We start from the raw sequence: 16401 nt of genomic DNA, 5'->3' as shown, positions 1-16401 counted from the left end.
CAATAGAACAGTTAATCTATTTTGACAAAAGGGGTCCATGTACGATGAAATTATTTTTTTCCATGCTTGTTGTTCTGGGGATCTTACTTCTTTTCTTGCCTCTTCTGCAGGAAAAGTATTTTGACTGGCAGCAAGCCAAAGTTATGGATGAGCTGAAACAGCTACAACTCGACCTAACTAAAATCAATGAATCTTTTGAACAAGCCAGACAGGATCCTGCCTCAATCGATGATGATACCGAAGACAAAGAACAGGAAAGTTATCCTCATGCACTGGGGGTTATTACAATTGATGAGATTGATGTGCAACTGCCCATTCTGGAGGATGCAACTGAAAGCAATATGAAGGTTGCAGCAACGCATCTTGTGGAGACGGCCCGCATCGGGACTGAAGGAAATGCAGCGATTGCCGCTCATCGTGCTCACAAAAAAGGACGCCTGTTCAACCGAATGGGAGAATTGGAGATTGGTGATTGGATTAAAGTCACTCTGGCAGATCAGACCCATATCCAATACAAAGTGGATCAGATATCCGTTGTGGAGCCTACGGACTTGTCCGTACTTGAGGACCCGCATCTGGGACAGGTGCTTACCTTGATTACGTGTGATCCATTAGTCAATCCAACACATCGGCTGATTATAAGAGCCGTCCAAGTGACTTCAGAGGTTGCTCAGCGTGACCTGCCTTAACCATGCTGTACAAACTAAAAACACCCCTGGCATGCGCGCGGTGATTCTGAATCTCGGAAGCGCTTATGCTGGGGGTGTTTTGTTGTAGATGTAAAGAAATATCCGAGGTTACATGTTCCCGTCTACGGGTTCATCTGTTTTCTTCGACGGAGATACAAGGTTCCCATACTGCCGAGAATAATCAAAAGAGTCCCTACAAGAGTGTATCCCCATGTGCTCTCTTCTCCTGTTTTAGGCAGCATGCCCAGGAAAGAGCCATCCTCCCCTTCCTCTGCTCCTGCAACATTCGTATCTGCAGGGGAGGATGTATGATCCCCTCCTGGGCTAGTAGCATCGCCAGCATTAGCAACAGCTGAAGGCTTCTCTTCGTCAACAACAGTCGAATCTCCCGGTTTGGAAGGGGATTCTCCCCTATCCGGATCCGTTCCTTGGTCGGTTTCATCCTCTGGTTCTGAAGTTTCAGGCGTTACCACTGTGCCTGGAGTTGATGGATCTGGCGTGGATGTCCCAGGATTCGGTGTTCCTGTACTTGGCGTTCCCGGATTATAGGGCTCACTTGGCCCGCCAGGTACGGGAATGGCGATATTCGTCTTTTCCACCACTACGGTTTCCGTCTGTTTATCCGTAATCTCGAATTCAACCGACGTTTTGTCCAATTTATAACCTGCAGGTGCTTTTATTTCAACCAGTTGATACTTATTGGGTTCCAAATCCTTCAGAACGATTTCACCATTGGAATTGGTAGTCAGATTTGCTTCATCTACCCCTGTTACCACATCGAATCTCCAGTTTCCTTCCGCATCCAGCAGGGCCGTTTGAGCACGCAATTCAAATACAGCTCCTTGTAGATGCTGTGTTTTGTTTGCATTGAATTTAATCAGTTTCACGGAACGATCGTTTGCTTTGTTCTCAATGGTCAATTGCGTTTCCGGCTTCGTAATGTTGACTTGCGTTTCCGGCTGTTCGATTACAAAACCTTCTGCCTTGGTCTCAACCAAGGTGTATGGCCCATAAGGCAAGCTGTCAAATTGTATCATGCCGCTCATGTCCGTAACCTTCGTAGCGATTACGGTATCTGTACGATCGTCACGCAGTTCAAATTCGATTCCGCTTAACACCGACTTGTCCTTGGCATTTACTTTGGTAACCACCAGCTTGGCATTCATGCCCTGCCCATTGGTCTGGATGAGGGTTACAATCTGTGTTTGATCCGCTACAATCGTGAACGGTATGGGCGTTTCATCCAGTTGGTAGAATTCAGGCGCTGTTACTTCGACTAACTCGTAATTCCCTGGCGCCAGATCACCTTTGGCAATCGTTCCATCCTCACCCGTTGTTAACGTGTCGATCAACTCTCTGGTTTGAGCATTTTTCAAGTACAACTCGAACGTTGCGCCTTTTAGCTTTTTGTTGCTGTCAGCAGCATCTACCTTGGTTAATTGGAAACCTTGACGAATTTTCTCGTTGACAACTTCAAACGATTCATCTGCATCCTTAAACTGAATTGTTTTCCCTGTGGCAGCACTATATTCTGCATTAACAAGGTAACCTGCTGGTGCTGATACTTCCTTCAGCCTGTAGGCTACACCATCGGTTTGATGTAATCGATAATTCCGGGAGGTAACTGCCTCACCTTTCGCATCTGTCGGTTTCAACGTTTCCAGCAGCGTCGTTCCCGATGCATTATAGATCGCGAATACCGCTCCTTCCAGCGGAAGGCCTGCGTCATCGACTTTGTGAATTTTGATTTTACCCACACCTGTGGATGCTCCACCGCCAGCTCCAGCCATGTAAACGCGAATACCACTCTGCTGATCTGAACCCGTCACTGATGACGATTGACCCGCAAATTGAACTTTATTTTCGATTCTCGCACCACTATCGGCATTAATAAAGGATTGATATTCCAAAATTAAAGCACTTTTCATCTCATTCTTAAAGGTGAATGTAAAGGTGTTGCCTTCCACCACTAGCTCATACTCATCGGCATCCACCAAACCTGCCTTGGTTGATACATTGCCTGAGTTGTTCGCAGGCAGATCGGTTGCATACAGCTTTAACGTATCTGCGAGCAAAATCTGATTATCTGATAACTTATCCGTTAATACTGAGCCTGCTGCAATATATGATTGGCTTGGGTTGATATTTACCGTCCAGGAAGCTTTATCACTTGAACCGATTTGCTGCCCTGTTTTGTGTACATATATACCACCGTGTGCTGGTGTGACTTTCGCTTCTTTGTCAAATCGAACTGTGCCACCCTCACCATCTGTCAGGATCGCATGATTGGCGTACGTGCCCTCAACATCAAATTCCCCGTCCAAACTCGTTTTATACACGATCCGGTAGGCTGCTTTTCCGATGTTGCCAAGGTCTAAAGCGAAGCCTTTACCATCCGGGTTCAATTGGAATTGGTCTGGTGTCAGAGTAACCTCGTCACCAATCGCAGTGACATTATTGCTTCCCTGTAACAAGAGCTTATTCACTTTCAAAGAACCATCTACAAAAGATTGATCCCCCGTGTACGCATCCTTGAGAATAGCGTTCTGAATGTCGTACAAATTATAATTCACATCAATTGTCCAAGTGATCGTTTTGTCCTTGGCGCTATATTCTCCCTTTTTATTACCGTTCTGTATCGTGTAATCAAGCGGTCTAACTTCGGCAGATTTGGTGATTGAAGCTTGTGCTACATTCGCTTCTTTCCAATTCAATGTAGCCTCATTCCGATATACATTGTCGGTTGGCATACCTGCCGTCGGATCAAAGCTGGTCTTATACGTGATTACATGCTCTTTGTTGATCAACCCGCCAGCCTTCAATCGAATGGAGAAACCTTTTTCAAAGTTCACATCATCACTTGGGTCAGCTACGGGCTCCGTTTCAAACTGATCTTGCTGATCACCACTAATTTGCAGACTGCCCGGAATCAACTTCATATTTCTTCCTGCGTAGTTGTCTGTAATGACGATGTCCGTCATTTCCTTCAAATCACGGTTCAGCACAATCTGCCACTCGATTTCTTTCGTATTGAAGTTTTCACGTTTTACACTTTTCGCAAAAATGACTTCCTCAATATTCCTCGTGCCTTCTTTGGTTGTTCCATCGTGCATGGTCACTTTATTCTTTACCGTACCATTCGCATACACACGATCAATCGACTGGGTTTCATATTCGATCTCGTAGGCCTTCTTGATCCCCTCGTTAAAATGTAACTTGAAGCCTTCATCGAAGCCTGTGCCGACCCCGGTGAGTGTATATTCATTGGAATCTACTTGAGTCTTCCCTGCTGGTTTTCCGCTAGTATCGATGTCCACCTGGTATACTTTGACCGAGCCAGCAACCAATTGTTGTTTTGCAGTATCAAAACGATCTTCTATCCATGCATTCGCCTGAGCGATCTCTTGTTGATTGTAATTGTATTGCACTTTCCATGTGATCGTTTGGGTCACCGGGTTGTAGGCACTCTCTTGCCCTGACTTGTTCAGTGGTTCATTGAAACTCACTGTCACTCGACCGATATCCGTTTCGTTATGCTCGCTCTGATCCCCTGTAAGCTCCACCTTGTTCTCATACTCAATGTTTGTAAAAGGGGCAGTTGTTGGCGCTTTAATACTTGTTTTGTACGTCACCCGGTACGCTTTATCAATATCACCCAGGTTAATCGGAAATTGAGATTCGGTACTAAACAGATTTCCTAATTTGACAGATCCATCTAATTGAACCTGCAATTCACGAATCTCAATGTTCCCCTTGAGCTCCAAATTTGCCGGAAGTGTATCCGTCAGCACCGCATTTTGGATTTGTTTCTCCCCTTGGTTAAAATCAACAGTCCAGGTAATTTCATCCGAGTTAAAGCCGTTATTATTCGCGAATCCCGATTTCGTAAGTTCATCCTTGGCTGTATTCGCAAAGTGTACATTTAATGTAACAGCACCATCACGAATGAAATCAAATACGATCGGCTGCTTCAAGCCACCATCCATTTTGCTCTCGTCGAACTTGATCCAGACGTAGAAGTTTCCTTCTAATTTGGAACCAACGATCTGCTCGTTGAAGGTAAATACAACTTTGCCGTCTGGATGAACCACGTACTCCCCAACATCACCATCCAATGTTCCTTTTAACTGTGACTCGATCTTGAATTTGTCAGGCAGGTTAAACGTATACGTGGAACCTGCCTCATACCCATGAGAATCGTTTGGCAGTGCCCATGTAAAGAAGACAGCCACCTCATCCTTGATACTTGGTCTGACTGTCTCAATTTCGTCCCCTTGAGGCCGAACCGTGCCATTGCCATCCTCTATCGGTTTTTGATTATACATTTGAACACTTGTAATTAATTGATCCGTGATCTCTTGTGGAGCAGCACTGGCTGCCGCCATAGCAGCTTCATTCGCAGCATCATCTTGATCGAGATCAAGCTCTGCAGGTTCAACCGTGTCGTGTTCCAATAATGATTCCACCGTCGTATGTTCTGTCATCGTATCTTGTGCATATATGTTTGGTGAAAATAACCAGCCTTGCATCAATTGCGTGATCAACAGCAAAACAATGGCCACAATGCTCAATTTTTTCTTCATTTGTTGCTTATTCCTCCTCGTGCGTAGTGTCGGCATACGCCAAAGATCAGAATAACAAAGCAACCTATACAAAAAATATACAACACACATGCATGTGAATGTACACCATAATATCATTTTGAATCTAGGCGATAAGTGACTTCCCCTCGCCAATAGCCGGTGGAATAGAGTAATGCAACATGCTCACAGCAAAAAAAGAACGCTCCTCTTCGGAAGCGTCCCTGTAAAATAACAACATCAATTTACGATTGGAATAGTCCAAGCTACATATTACATGGTCCAGGTAATTTTCACACGCAGATCGACAGTATCCTCCATGTTGGACACGTAATACGATATCGACTTCATGCCAAGCTGATACAAATCCTGCAAATCCTCCACTAGCCCCGTTTCAGTACCCTTGTATCTGAAAGTCAGCGAGGTTCCGCCATCCTTGAGCACACTCTGAACTTTAGTTTTCAGCGCGGCATGACCACTAATCGCATCACTTTCGTCGTAGAGCGAGTATTCCAGTGTATGATACAGCTTCTGGTACGCGGTTGCCTTGCTTCCTCCCGCCTTCACCAAAGTTTGCAAAGCTTCACGATAGGGAGCAGATGCAGCAGGATACTTGCCTTTAGCTGTCCAGACATGGTCACGTGCCATCTCATCATCACTGAGCAAATAATAATTATGACTTACCTTACCCTTACGGTCAGGAGTAGGATCGTCCCACGTCGTATCCATATGGTACCACTTGCCATCCAGCTTGACGAGATTCCAGGCGTGTAATTGCTCACCAGCCGTTCCTTCCACAATCCGGTTTTCTATACCCACCTGCTCCAGCATGCGATAAGCCAGCAATGAATAGCCCTGACATACAGTACTGCCGGTAACAAGTCCATCGTATGCAGTATATTTCTGCAAGGATGTATCGTAGGAAAGGTTAAGTACAATCCAGTCATGAATGGCTTTAACTTTCTCATGATTCGTCATACCGGGCACGATAATCTCTTTCAGCACGTTGGTCACCTTACGGTTCACATAATCGGTCTGCTCCTTCGTTTCCCGATAGGCCAGCTTTACATGTACCTCTGCGGATACATTGGAGCCTTTATAATTAAATGCGTAACTTTTAACGGTATATTGAATATAGGGATCACTGGTCATTGCTTCGTCAATGGAGCTCTGCAACTGTTTTTTGAGGCCTTTCACATTGCCTTTGTATGTAAAAACAAGTTCCTCCGTTCGCTGGGACATCGCGGTAAGCAACGTCTCGCGCAGATCCGTATTCGTGGATATGTCTGATGTTCCCGACGCCGCATACAGCTGATCCAGATCGACTGCATGTGGCAGTGCCACAGCGACGAGACAGCCAGCCAGTAGCAGGGTTATCACTCGTTTTCCGTGCTTGCCCATGAAAGGATACCACCTCTCTTTGCAAAGTTCTCATGCCTCATTGTATCACAAAAGGGATTGACGGCAGGCTTCTAGTTTTGTCGAAAAGCATCAAAAGAGACCCTCCGCAGAAGGCCCCTCTGTCTTCAGTAAAACAAACCTAACCTACCCCGTTATCCTCATCATATGACTCTTCCGGGCAATTATGCAACAAACTCCAATCAATATAAACGATTTCCGCTCATAAAGGTATCCGTCTTGCCCTGAAGCTTGGCCAGACGTTCCAAGACCTGAGCCGCTTCGGCAACCGTCACTTTGCGTGCAGGCATGAAGCGTCCTTCGATCGACGGCAACAATCCCAGCTTGATACTGAGGGAGACAGCTCCCTTGTTGTTGACCGCACTGGCATCTGCCAGATTGGGAAGATCCGATGGCAATGTGTAGAATCCGGCTAATTTCTCATAGCGCAAAATGCGCACGAGCAATACCGCCAGCTCTTCACGAGTCATCTCCTCTTCTGGATTTAGCTTCGTTTCAGAGTCGGCACCCGCTAACCAGCGCTGATCGATCAATGTCCGCACAGCTTGGTAATAAGAGCTCTCTGGGGTAATGTCAGCATATAGCTTCTCGCTCCCGTTTCCACTGTAATACATATCCATATTCGGGTTGACCGCTCTTGCCAGATAGGTAAACCAATCACCCTTTGTGATGACCCGGTCTGGGAATACACGACCCTGCTCATCTGCAAGAATTACGGCATGTTGAGTCATATTCCGAAGTGCAGCCTCCGCCACATGACCTGAAATATCACTAGGTTCAACATTCGCAGTGGCACTTCCGCTACCATATAAAAACTTCCATTCTCCAGTATTAGCATCAAGTACTTCATAACTGGCGGAAATCGAATTTCCATCTCGTGTAGGCTGGTAAACCAGGTTTACAGCCGAGGGAACGACCTGACCGGTACTCATGGCATAACCACCGTAGCGGGAGTAAGCCAGTGTTAACTTGAATGCTTCCAGATAGGTTGCCTTTGCCTTTTCATAACTGATGGCTGGTTTGGTGTTTCCAGGCAACTGTTCAGGCGTTGCAGCAATCCTTGTATAAAATTCGTTGATGGCTCCATCCTTCAGGACTTGTACTTGCACTGTATCATCCATAACCGCAATTCCGTTCATATAGCGCTGGAACATAAATGTACGTGCACCTTCAAATTCAAGCACACTGGACAACCGGAATTGTTCTGATGCACTCGGAACCAATGCAATCACCTTATTGATTGCAAGTTTCTCGGCTTGTGTCCGGGTTACGGACTTAGTCTCATTCTCATCCGCTGGTTTCTCCTGCGCAGCACCCGGCTCCACCCGCTGATACAAGCTGTAACTGTAAATCTGTCCAGTAAGCGCATCTACCTGTGCTGAAATATCTCTCATGAACATGTAGGATACATTCGCATTTCGATTGCTCCAGCTCAGGCTCCATACTTGATTGTTAGGACTTGCATACTCACCTTTGCTTAACTGACTATGCTCCAACTTGTAACCTTTCGGAATATCAAAGTTCTTTTTAATTATGTTCTCGGCTTGTTGTGCATTTAATTTCTGACCGTTCGCTGCGACAAAAGGAGCTACACTTCCTTTTAAAGGTTTATTCTGCTGTAAAGAATCTTCATCACCAATAGCTTTTCCAGTCATCTCGTTAATCGGCTCCAGTGTACTAGCATCCAGCGGAACCATGCTGGAATTCTTCGGCATATAACCAAGATAATACTTTTGTCCTTTGGGCGAAGATAGACGATCAGTCGAGATATAAGCGAGCTGTACATCAAATTGCTCCTCAAATCGTTGACTGGCCTTCTCTTCCGATACTGCCGACTTCGATGAAGGATATTCAGCTCCGGTTGTACTTCTTGAATATCCTGTCACCAAGCCACTTTCATCCACACTTATGTAGATCGTCTCTGCCTCAGACAACAAACCTTCATGCTTGAGCTGGTAGCCATATCGATATTCCGTTCTGCCAAACAAAGATTGCTGTGCAGTAGATTGATACACATCTCCAAGAGAAGCAAACTCATTTTCTTTCAATCCGGGAATAGCTTTGAACAGTAATGCCTCTGCATACACCTCAGCCTCGTCTTTAGTCAATTTGACATCAGAATCAGTAGACTGCTTATCCAGTAATTCAGAAGGCAAATGTACGCTTAGTACTTCCCCCGTGCCCGCATGAACCGTTGCGCTGAATCCCATCGTATGATTTCCTTCGACAATTTGAAAGCCAATCTCCCACGCCTTGTAATCCGGCGGTGGATAAGAGTTCGGTGAATCGAATCGTACGGATGCAATCGTCGCCTTTTTCAACAATGGAAATAATTTCAGTATATTCTCGCTGGCTTGCTTGGAGGAGATTTTGGCTCCTTCAGGCACCTCGTTGTCTGTTAATCCAAGTGGTTGTTCCGTTTCCCCCGCTGCCGATTCTGTTACCTGTTCCGCTGTCGCTGCCGACGCACTGCCTGCAAACCCTGGTGTCTGTGATGCCAGAAGCAAAGTTGCCATGGCTGCTGTAGCCGCTTTGGCTGTAAACATTTTGAATCGCACATTAAAATTCCAATCAAAACTCAAATCTGGACCTCTCCCTTCAATTTCATACAAGGATGCATGCAAAATAACCTCGCATGAATATTGCCAGTCTATTCTATGATACCATAAGCTTCCTTTTTAATCGTCATTTTCCCAACAATTTTACAAATGTGAATTTCTGCATATTGTATAGAAACAGCAAAAAAACGCCAACCGGGTTGGCGTTTCGAGGATCAGCCTGAGCATCAAGTGGGCTGAATTTTCTCTATATTGACGTTCGGTATAACAGATTCATTGGACTGAGCCTGCACCTGTACATGAGTTTTCAAGAAGGGAATCACCGTATTCCAGAACGCAGGATCCTCCTCTGAACAGCTATGGCCACCGCTATTGACCCACAGATGCTCCACGGGCGGGTCCGCTTTGGACATAAAATATTCAAGTTCGCTCGGTGGAATAAAGTTATCACCTTTGGAATGTACCATAAGCATCGGCAGCTGCATGCCTTTCCGCCGTTCATTCAGCAGCATGACTGGATCACGCTGGCGATATGTTTTCAGAGATTCACCAAGCCGCCAGAACCAGATTCGTGGAATCAGCTGGGCCAGGGGGAACAGAGGCAGACGCCGGCGCCTCAGCTCCGAACTGACGATAACCTCGAATTGGGATGGCATGGAGTCCGTGATCACCGCAGATACAGGAATACCCTCCGTCACAGCGAGGATCGTGCCTAGTCCGCCCAAGGAGTGCCCAAGCACACCGATTGCTGCTGGATCAATTTCCGGCCGTGAGGATGTATATTGCAATGCTGACAGCAGATCATCGCGGAATAGGTAAGCTGAAGCTGCTTTAACTGGATCACTGGCTCCATGGCTTCGAACATCGTACATAAAGAGCGCATAACCTGCTTCCCAAATGGGACGAGCATAACGGAGGACACGTGATCGATTGGAGCCCCATCCATGTGCAATAATAATCAAAGGCCAAGGCTTCGGGACATGAGCTCCAGCCGGAATGAACCAGCCATGGACTCGCCCGCCTCCACTCTCGAAGGTTATATCTTCAAATGGCATGGGCGGTGTGAGCGTAATCGGAATCTTTTTGGGGGTCTGACTCTTCACCGCTGCCTTCCATAAACCACCCGCAGTTACCGCGGCAACCGCAATCATCCCGCCAATCATCGTTTTAGCTTTCACTGGTGTCACTCCTCTCCGTTTTCTGGCCTGACTCCATCATACGACAGCAAGGTTAACAGGACGTTAATCCACATCACTTCTTATATTATCTATTTGGTTCAGAAGCACTTCTTAATATATAACCTGATGAGTGTAATCCACTTGCGTTGGCTTCAAGGTTCAATCCTTGATTTTCGCTATTTCCACAAAAGCACGAGTGCAAGTAGCAATATGCTCATCATTCCCTGCTGCAAGTGCTTCTCGTGGCAAAAGTGCACTTCCAAGCCCCACTGCCGCCGCACCCGCAGCATAATAATCCGTAATGTTATCCAGTGTTGCTCCGCCTGTTGCAAGCAGTGGAATATGATTTAGTGGTGCCTTGATTTCACGTAAATACGGAATGCCCAGACTCGCCATGGGGAACAGCTTCACCACTCTTGCTCCTGCTTCATAGGCAGCCACAATCTCCGTTGGAGTCATCGCTCCGGGCCAGATCTCCACGCCATGTTCTACAGCATATTCAATAACGGACAGATCGACATTAGGAGACACGAGAAATTGAGCGCCCGCTGCAACGGCTTCTTTGGCCATCTGCACATTGAGTACCGTGCCCGCTCCGATATAAGCCTTACCCTCATGCCTTGCACGCCAGTCTGCAATAATATCGTGTGCCCCAGGTGTGTTCAGCGTCACTTCCATCAGACGGATTCCCCCATCAGTCATCCCCTGCCCTGCTGCCTGAGCAGATTCCCGGCTAATACCACGTACAATAGCTACCAATCTCGATTCCAATAATACTTCCGTCAGATTCATGCCAACTTCCCCTTGTTTCATAGATTCGGCAGCCGAAGACAAGTATTCGTTATCACCGCTTTTCCGTTAGTCACTATTGTAAAGCATATCGTCCCCTGGATGTAATCATTTGATCCAATTTCTTGTGAGAGAGTGTGCATCCAAGTTTCCAGCAGACAGTTAAATAGAAACACAAAAACCTCTCCATGGAAAAGGGATTATCCATCCTCTTTATTCCAAAAGAGAGGTTTGCTTTAGGCTTTTTCCAGCACACTATTATCTTTCTCAAGATCCTTAAAATACCGATCGTTATACAACATGCTGGGATGTGTCGGATGGTACATCAAAGCAATGTCATTGTGCTCTTTGGCTTTCGCCCGATTACCCATCCGGTCATAACACACACACAATTGTAAATGCGGCATCCATGTCCAGGCAGCCTCATTCAATACTACCATTGGATCGGTCGGGCGTACGGCGCGGGTCGCCTGTTCATACCAGTATATGGCTTTGCGGTAATCGGCACGATCGGCAAAATATCCACCCAATCGGCAGCAAATCTCGGCCCTCGGCAAATCAAAGGCAAAGGATCTCAGCAATGCCGAGATTTCCTTTTCCGAACGTTCAAGCGCTGCTTCGCAATCAGCTATCTTCTGGCATGCCGCAATCTGATCCTCCACCCATCCCAGCCCGGTGTCCAGAAATTTTCCATAGTACTGCACCGCATCTTCAAGATGCCCGTGGTCTTTCAATTCATTGCCAAAATAATATAAATCACGCGGAGAGAATTCCTCCCCTGCCTGTTCGCGTTTGCGATAAATCTTTAGATTGCGATCCGTGTATTCCTTATCTTTCTTATGCGTGACTGCCACATCGCTATGCAGCAGATGACCGGCGACTTCCAGATATTCATGCACTGCACCAATCCAGCGATAATTCCGATCCCGCCGCACCAGCCGATTTCGCCTGAGACTATATGAGACCTTTCCCTCCGCCGTAAAGGACAGATGATAATCCATCGTGACACTATCCACAGCAGGGTCCAGGGAACGCTTCAATTCAATGAGCTTCACACGATCATCCGGTTCAAACACATCATCTGCATCCAGCCATAATATATATTCACTTGTTGCTTGTTCAAAAGCAAAGTTCCTTGCTGCCGCAAAATCATCCACCCATTCAAAATCGATGATGCGGTCCGTATAACGAGCTGCGATCTGACGCGTCTGGTCCGTCGAACCCGTATCTACAATCACAATCTCGTCAGCGATCCCGTTAACCGAGTCCAGACATCTGGCGAGGGAAGCCTCTTCATTTTTCACAATCATACACAGCGAAATACGGATCGATTCCTCTCCGCGTTTGGCTCTGCGATTATAAGCCGCTACTCCAGGCAATTCCGATAGTCGGTAGATGTGATAGGCCGGATAATGTGTATCCACATATAAACGGAACCCCAACGCCTGAGCACGGATGCAAAAATGGCGATCTTCTCCCCAGAAAGATACATTCGGAATCTGGTTATAGGAAATCCCGGACTCCAATACATTGCTGCGAATAAGGGTGCAGGCCCCCAGGCCTCCCACTTCATAACAACCCGGGGTACGCAATTGCCTCAGGAATGCATCCGTTTGTCTACCCTCGTCTTCTGCTTCCTCCCCTGTATTTCGTTTGCCTCCCTTGCGAAACAGGGCGTACTCATCCTGCAACCAGACTTGTGGCATTTCCCTTGTGCCCGGCTGCCATCGTGTCCAGAAGATGTTAGAGATGATCTCCTTTTTGTTCGATGCAAGCTGTTCCAATGTGCGTGGATGCAGGACGAGATCGGAATCAATCAGGAATACGGCATCGTACTTCTGGTCACGGGCATATGCCAATATCCGATTTTTCAGACCCGCTACCCGCCAGATCTGTTCGTCGCGCCAATAGTGCCCGCCCTCGTCCTTGTTGTATGTTCCTTTTCCCTGATTAAGATCTGCTTTATCTACATTCGCATCCATAAGGTTGCCTTCGTGCCGCAGTACAAACTCATGGAGCATATTGGATGCCGCTTCTTCTTCATTATCGTCCACAAACAGATAGTCGGTTGTTACCGCCGTTCGCTCAAGCGATTCCAGGGACTGGAGAAATTCATGGAGTACCGCTGCCGTCTGCCGAACAGGGCTGGCGATAAGAATCTTTTCCTTTGGCTCTTCTTTGCCTTTTTCTTTTTCCTTCTTCAAATCTAATGTCCTCCTTCCCTTATTCCGACCATTGCAGAAGTCTTGGCTCTGCATCCAAAATGGACTCGTACTGTTCCTTCCAGCCATATCTCGCATCCGGGTCAAGTTCCTGATAGCGCTCATATTTACGAATCCGGTCCTCTGCACGCGCCCAGCCATAATGCTTCACCCGAGGGGAATGACATCCATAGGCAAAATGCTGAATCGTTAGCGGAAAACGGCCGCAGTGCTGCGGAGTTTCCTTCCATTCATAGGTCCATTCCGGGCGGTATCTGACCAGAAATGGCCGATAATACGCATGAGCCTGCCAATATGGGTCTTCCCGGTAATGTGTATCGCTCCACATATCAAACAACCTGAAATAAATGGCGTCCTCCGTTCCACTCAACAGTTGATTCCGAACAGCACCAAAATCGGTTGTCAGAATTTCATCCGCATCCAGGTTTAAAATCCATTCCGGTCCGGTAGCCACCGTCGTCTCCCACTGCTGCTTGCGTAAACTTACCTCGTCTGCAAACAGGGAGCCCGGGTTCACAATCAACGTAAGCGGAATTCCCTCCAGCATTTCCTGGCATAAAGCGACGGTATGGTCCGTACTGCCGTCGTCAATAATCACTGCACGATCAATCCACGGTCGGTGAGTTTCGAGCGCCTGTCTGAGATACCTGTGCTCTTCATTGCGGACAATCATGGACAAGGTGACATGCGGCCTTGTGGTTTCTTCACGATCTTCCAACTCCACACCTCCAGGCTGAGTCTGTCACACGTAATAACTGATGTGTTATGGATAATTAATTGGCTGAACCTCTACTAACCTCAATATTTAATCTATGCGCGTCTGGAACAGGGTTATGTCTGGCAGGGAAACCTTTCATGACGTTTAGGAACCTTCAAAAACGAAATGTCCTTCTTTTCTCCGGACAACGACAAAAAAGGCACCCGCTTTCGCAGGTGCCTCCTTAATGTAATATTTCATTGGTTTAATATTTAACTGAATTCATATTGAATGACCTTAAGTCATTACCCTACCCGAAAACATTGAATTAACGGTACTCGGCCAAACGGTCATTCAGGCTGCGTGTTTGCCCGTACACATCCTGATACAGCGCGAACAGTTCATCATATACCTTAACCACTTCCGGGTTAGGCGTATAGGATTTGGCAGGACGAATGAATGCTGCTGCACAGTCCTGCAAAGATGGGAACCACCCACAGCCATAAGCTGCCAACATGGCTGCGCCCATTGCTGGGCCCTGCTCACTTTCCAATTTCACAATGGTTGCATTGAAGACATCGGCCTGCATTTGCAGCCAAGCTTCATTTTTGGCACCACCACCAATGGAGATCACTTCGTTGACCGTTTTGCCAGCGTTACGCAGAATATCGATGGACTCCCGCAGAGAGAACGTAATGCCCTCCATCACTGCACGTCCAAAATGCTCCAGCTTATGACCGGCATCCATACCGATAAAGCTGCCACGAATGTTTGCATCCGGGTGCGGTGTACGCTCGCCAACGATATAAGGCGTGAACAACAACCCGTTGCTTCCCGCTGGAATCGCATCAATGCCCTGCAAAAGCACATCAAATGATTTGTCCGCTGCAAACGTATCCTTGAACCAGGACAGGCTGTATCCTGCCGCAAGCGTTACTCCCATAATATAGAAGGCATCTTTCTCGCCATGGTTAAAAAAGTGCACTTTGCCTTCAAAATCGAGATCTTTACGCTCTTCATAGGAAAGCACTACCCCGGACGTTCCGATGCTGCACATCGTCTGTCCTTCACTCAGAATGCCTGCACCGATGGCTCCGCATGCATTGTCCGCACCGCCTGCATATACTTTCGTAGCGGCTGCAAGTCCGGTTTGATCCGCAATCTCAGGCAGCAATGTGCCTACTTCCTCAAATGACTCCACAAGTCGTGGGCACAAGGATAACGGCAGTTCAAAAGCTTCCGCGATTTCCTTGCTCCACTGCTTGCCTGCAACATCCAGCAGCAAAGTGCCCGCTGCATCCGAATAATCCATGGCATAATCACCTGTCAGGCGATACCGCACATAGTCCTTCGGTAACAGGAACAGAGCGGCCTGTTGCAGCAATTCCGGCTCGTTCTCCTGTACCCACAGGATTTTGGGCAGAGTAAAACCTTCGAGCGCACGGTTACGGGCAATACTTAACAATTTCCCGTCCAGTACTTTCTCAATGCGACGGCACTGAGCCGTTGTCCGTGTATCGTTCCACAGGATGGCATTGCGCAGCGGTTTACCCTCGGCATCCACCAGCACCAATCCATGCATCTGTCCGGAGAAACTCAGCCCTTCGATTTCCGAAGGATGCACGCCGGACACCTCCAGCAATTTGCGCAGTGAAACAATTGTCTGCTCTACCCAATCCTCGGGGTTCTGCTCACTGTATCCAGCTTTGGGCTGGTACAGCGGATAAGCCTCGGACGCTTCAAATGCCACTTTTCCTTCACGGTTAACCAGCACCGTTTTCACTGCGCTGGTTCCCAGATCGACACCAATTACGTAACTCATGAGTTAACTCCTCTCGTTTGTAACAGGATTGTATAAATGAAACTTTGATGCTCATGTGGGCACTCCGTGATCAGAAAACCCTCGGATCGCCGTTACCCCCGGATTTCCTTTATACCCTTTAGCAAGGGAGAAATCCGGGGATAAATGCGACCGCTTTGCTTCCTCCGGGTCCTTTCTGCTCACTCCGTTCTGCATGCACCATCTTAGACAAACATTTATATCAAAACAGTAAAAACGTACTCGTTCTTATAGCGGAAAGATTGATCCAATGACCTTGATTCGTCATTGGTTATAAATGAAACCTTGATACGCCTGTAGGTCACTCATGTATCATTGGCTTAGGTATCAAAAAACCGTCCCCGCCTTCCCAGGGGAAAGTCGGGGACGGTCCGAATGTCATGCTTGTTCAGGCGTTCCGTGGTACAAGCTTAGGCTATGCTGGCGTGC

9 protein-coding genes and 1 pseudogene are annotated in these 16401 nt (G+C 47.2%); 1 reads left to right on the top strand and 9 read right to left on the bottom strand.

Annotated elements, in window-relative coordinates:
- Window positions 1–44: 44 nt before the first annotated feature.
- Window positions 45–689 carry a class D sortase gene (locus HW560_RS10310; protein WP_177185910.1) on the top strand — a complete coding sequence of 215 codons (645 nt, stop codon included), beginning with the start codon at window positions 45–47 and terminating at the stop codon, window positions 687–689.
- A 122-nt stretch (window positions 690–811) separates the two neighbouring features.
- Here HW560_RS10310 and HW560_RS10305 read toward each other — a convergent pair whose 3' ends face one another.
- From HW560_RS10305 to xylB, 9 genes and pseudogenes are all read right to left on the bottom strand, one after another.
- Entirely contained in the window at window positions 812–5272 is a 4461-nt protein-coding gene (locus HW560_RS10305) for an LPXTG cell wall anchor domain-containing protein (protein ID WP_179262991.1), read from the bottom strand.
- A gap of 270 nt (window positions 5273–5542) precedes the next feature.
- Window positions 5543–6670 (bottom strand): transglutaminase domain-containing protein, encoded by a 1128-nt coding sequence (locus HW560_RS10300; RefSeq protein WP_090904703.1) that lies wholly within the window; start codon window positions 6668–6670, stop codon window positions 5543–5545.
- Window positions 6671–6870: 200 nt separating this feature from the next.
- Window positions 6871–9270, bottom strand: a complete 2400-nt coding sequence (locus HW560_RS10295; RefSeq protein ID WP_179262989.1) for a YcdB/YcdC domain-containing protein — start codon at window positions 9268–9270, stop codon at window positions 6871–6873.
- A gap of 203 nt (window positions 9271–9473) precedes the next feature.
- Window positions 9474–10424, bottom strand: coding sequence for an alpha/beta hydrolase (locus HW560_RS10290; RefSeq protein ID WP_256222506.1), 951 nt, complete (start codon window positions 10422–10424; stop codon window positions 9474–9476).
- A 159-nt stretch (window positions 10425–10583) separates the two neighbouring features.
- On the bottom strand, window positions 10584–11216 hold the full coding sequence (locus tag HW560_RS10285; RefSeq protein WP_090904701.1) for a bifunctional 4-hydroxy-2-oxoglutarate aldolase/2-dehydro-3-deoxy-phosphogluconate aldolase: 633 nt from the start codon (window positions 11214–11216) through the stop codon (window positions 10584–10586).
- Window positions 11217–11449: 233 nt separating this feature from the next.
- Window positions 11450–12523 carry a glycosyltransferase gene (locus tag HW560_RS34400; protein ID WP_373564995.1) on the bottom strand — a complete coding sequence of 358 codons (1074 nt, stop codon included), beginning with the start codon at window positions 12521–12523 and terminating at the stop codon, window positions 11450–11452.
- A 429-nt stretch (window positions 12524–12952) separates the two neighbouring features.
- Window positions 12953–13471: pseudogene (locus tag HW560_RS34395) on the bottom strand (hypothetical protein); the annotation flags it as partial.
- Complete coding sequence (locus HW560_RS10275; RefSeq protein ID WP_373564982.1) at window positions 13437–14153, bottom strand: glycosyltransferase family 2 protein; 717 nt, start codon at window positions 14151–14153, stop codon at window positions 13437–13439. The gene HW560_RS10275 and the pseudogene HW560_RS34395, both read right to left, overlap by 35 nt.
- Before the next feature lie 307 nt (window positions 14154–14460).
- Complete coding sequence (gene xylB, locus HW560_RS10270) at window positions 14461–15954, bottom strand: xylulokinase (protein ID WP_090904699.1); 1494 nt, start codon at window positions 15952–15954, stop codon at window positions 14461–14463.
- Window positions 15955–16401 lie beyond the last annotated feature (447 nt).

Source organism: Paenibacillus sp. E222, assembly GCF_013401555.1.
Taxonomy (GTDB): domain Bacteria; phylum Bacillota; class Bacilli; order Paenibacillales; family Paenibacillaceae; genus Paenibacillus.
The sequence above is the reverse complement of the archived record's forward strand: the minus strand, read 5'-3'. Positions and strand labels throughout refer to the sequence as shown.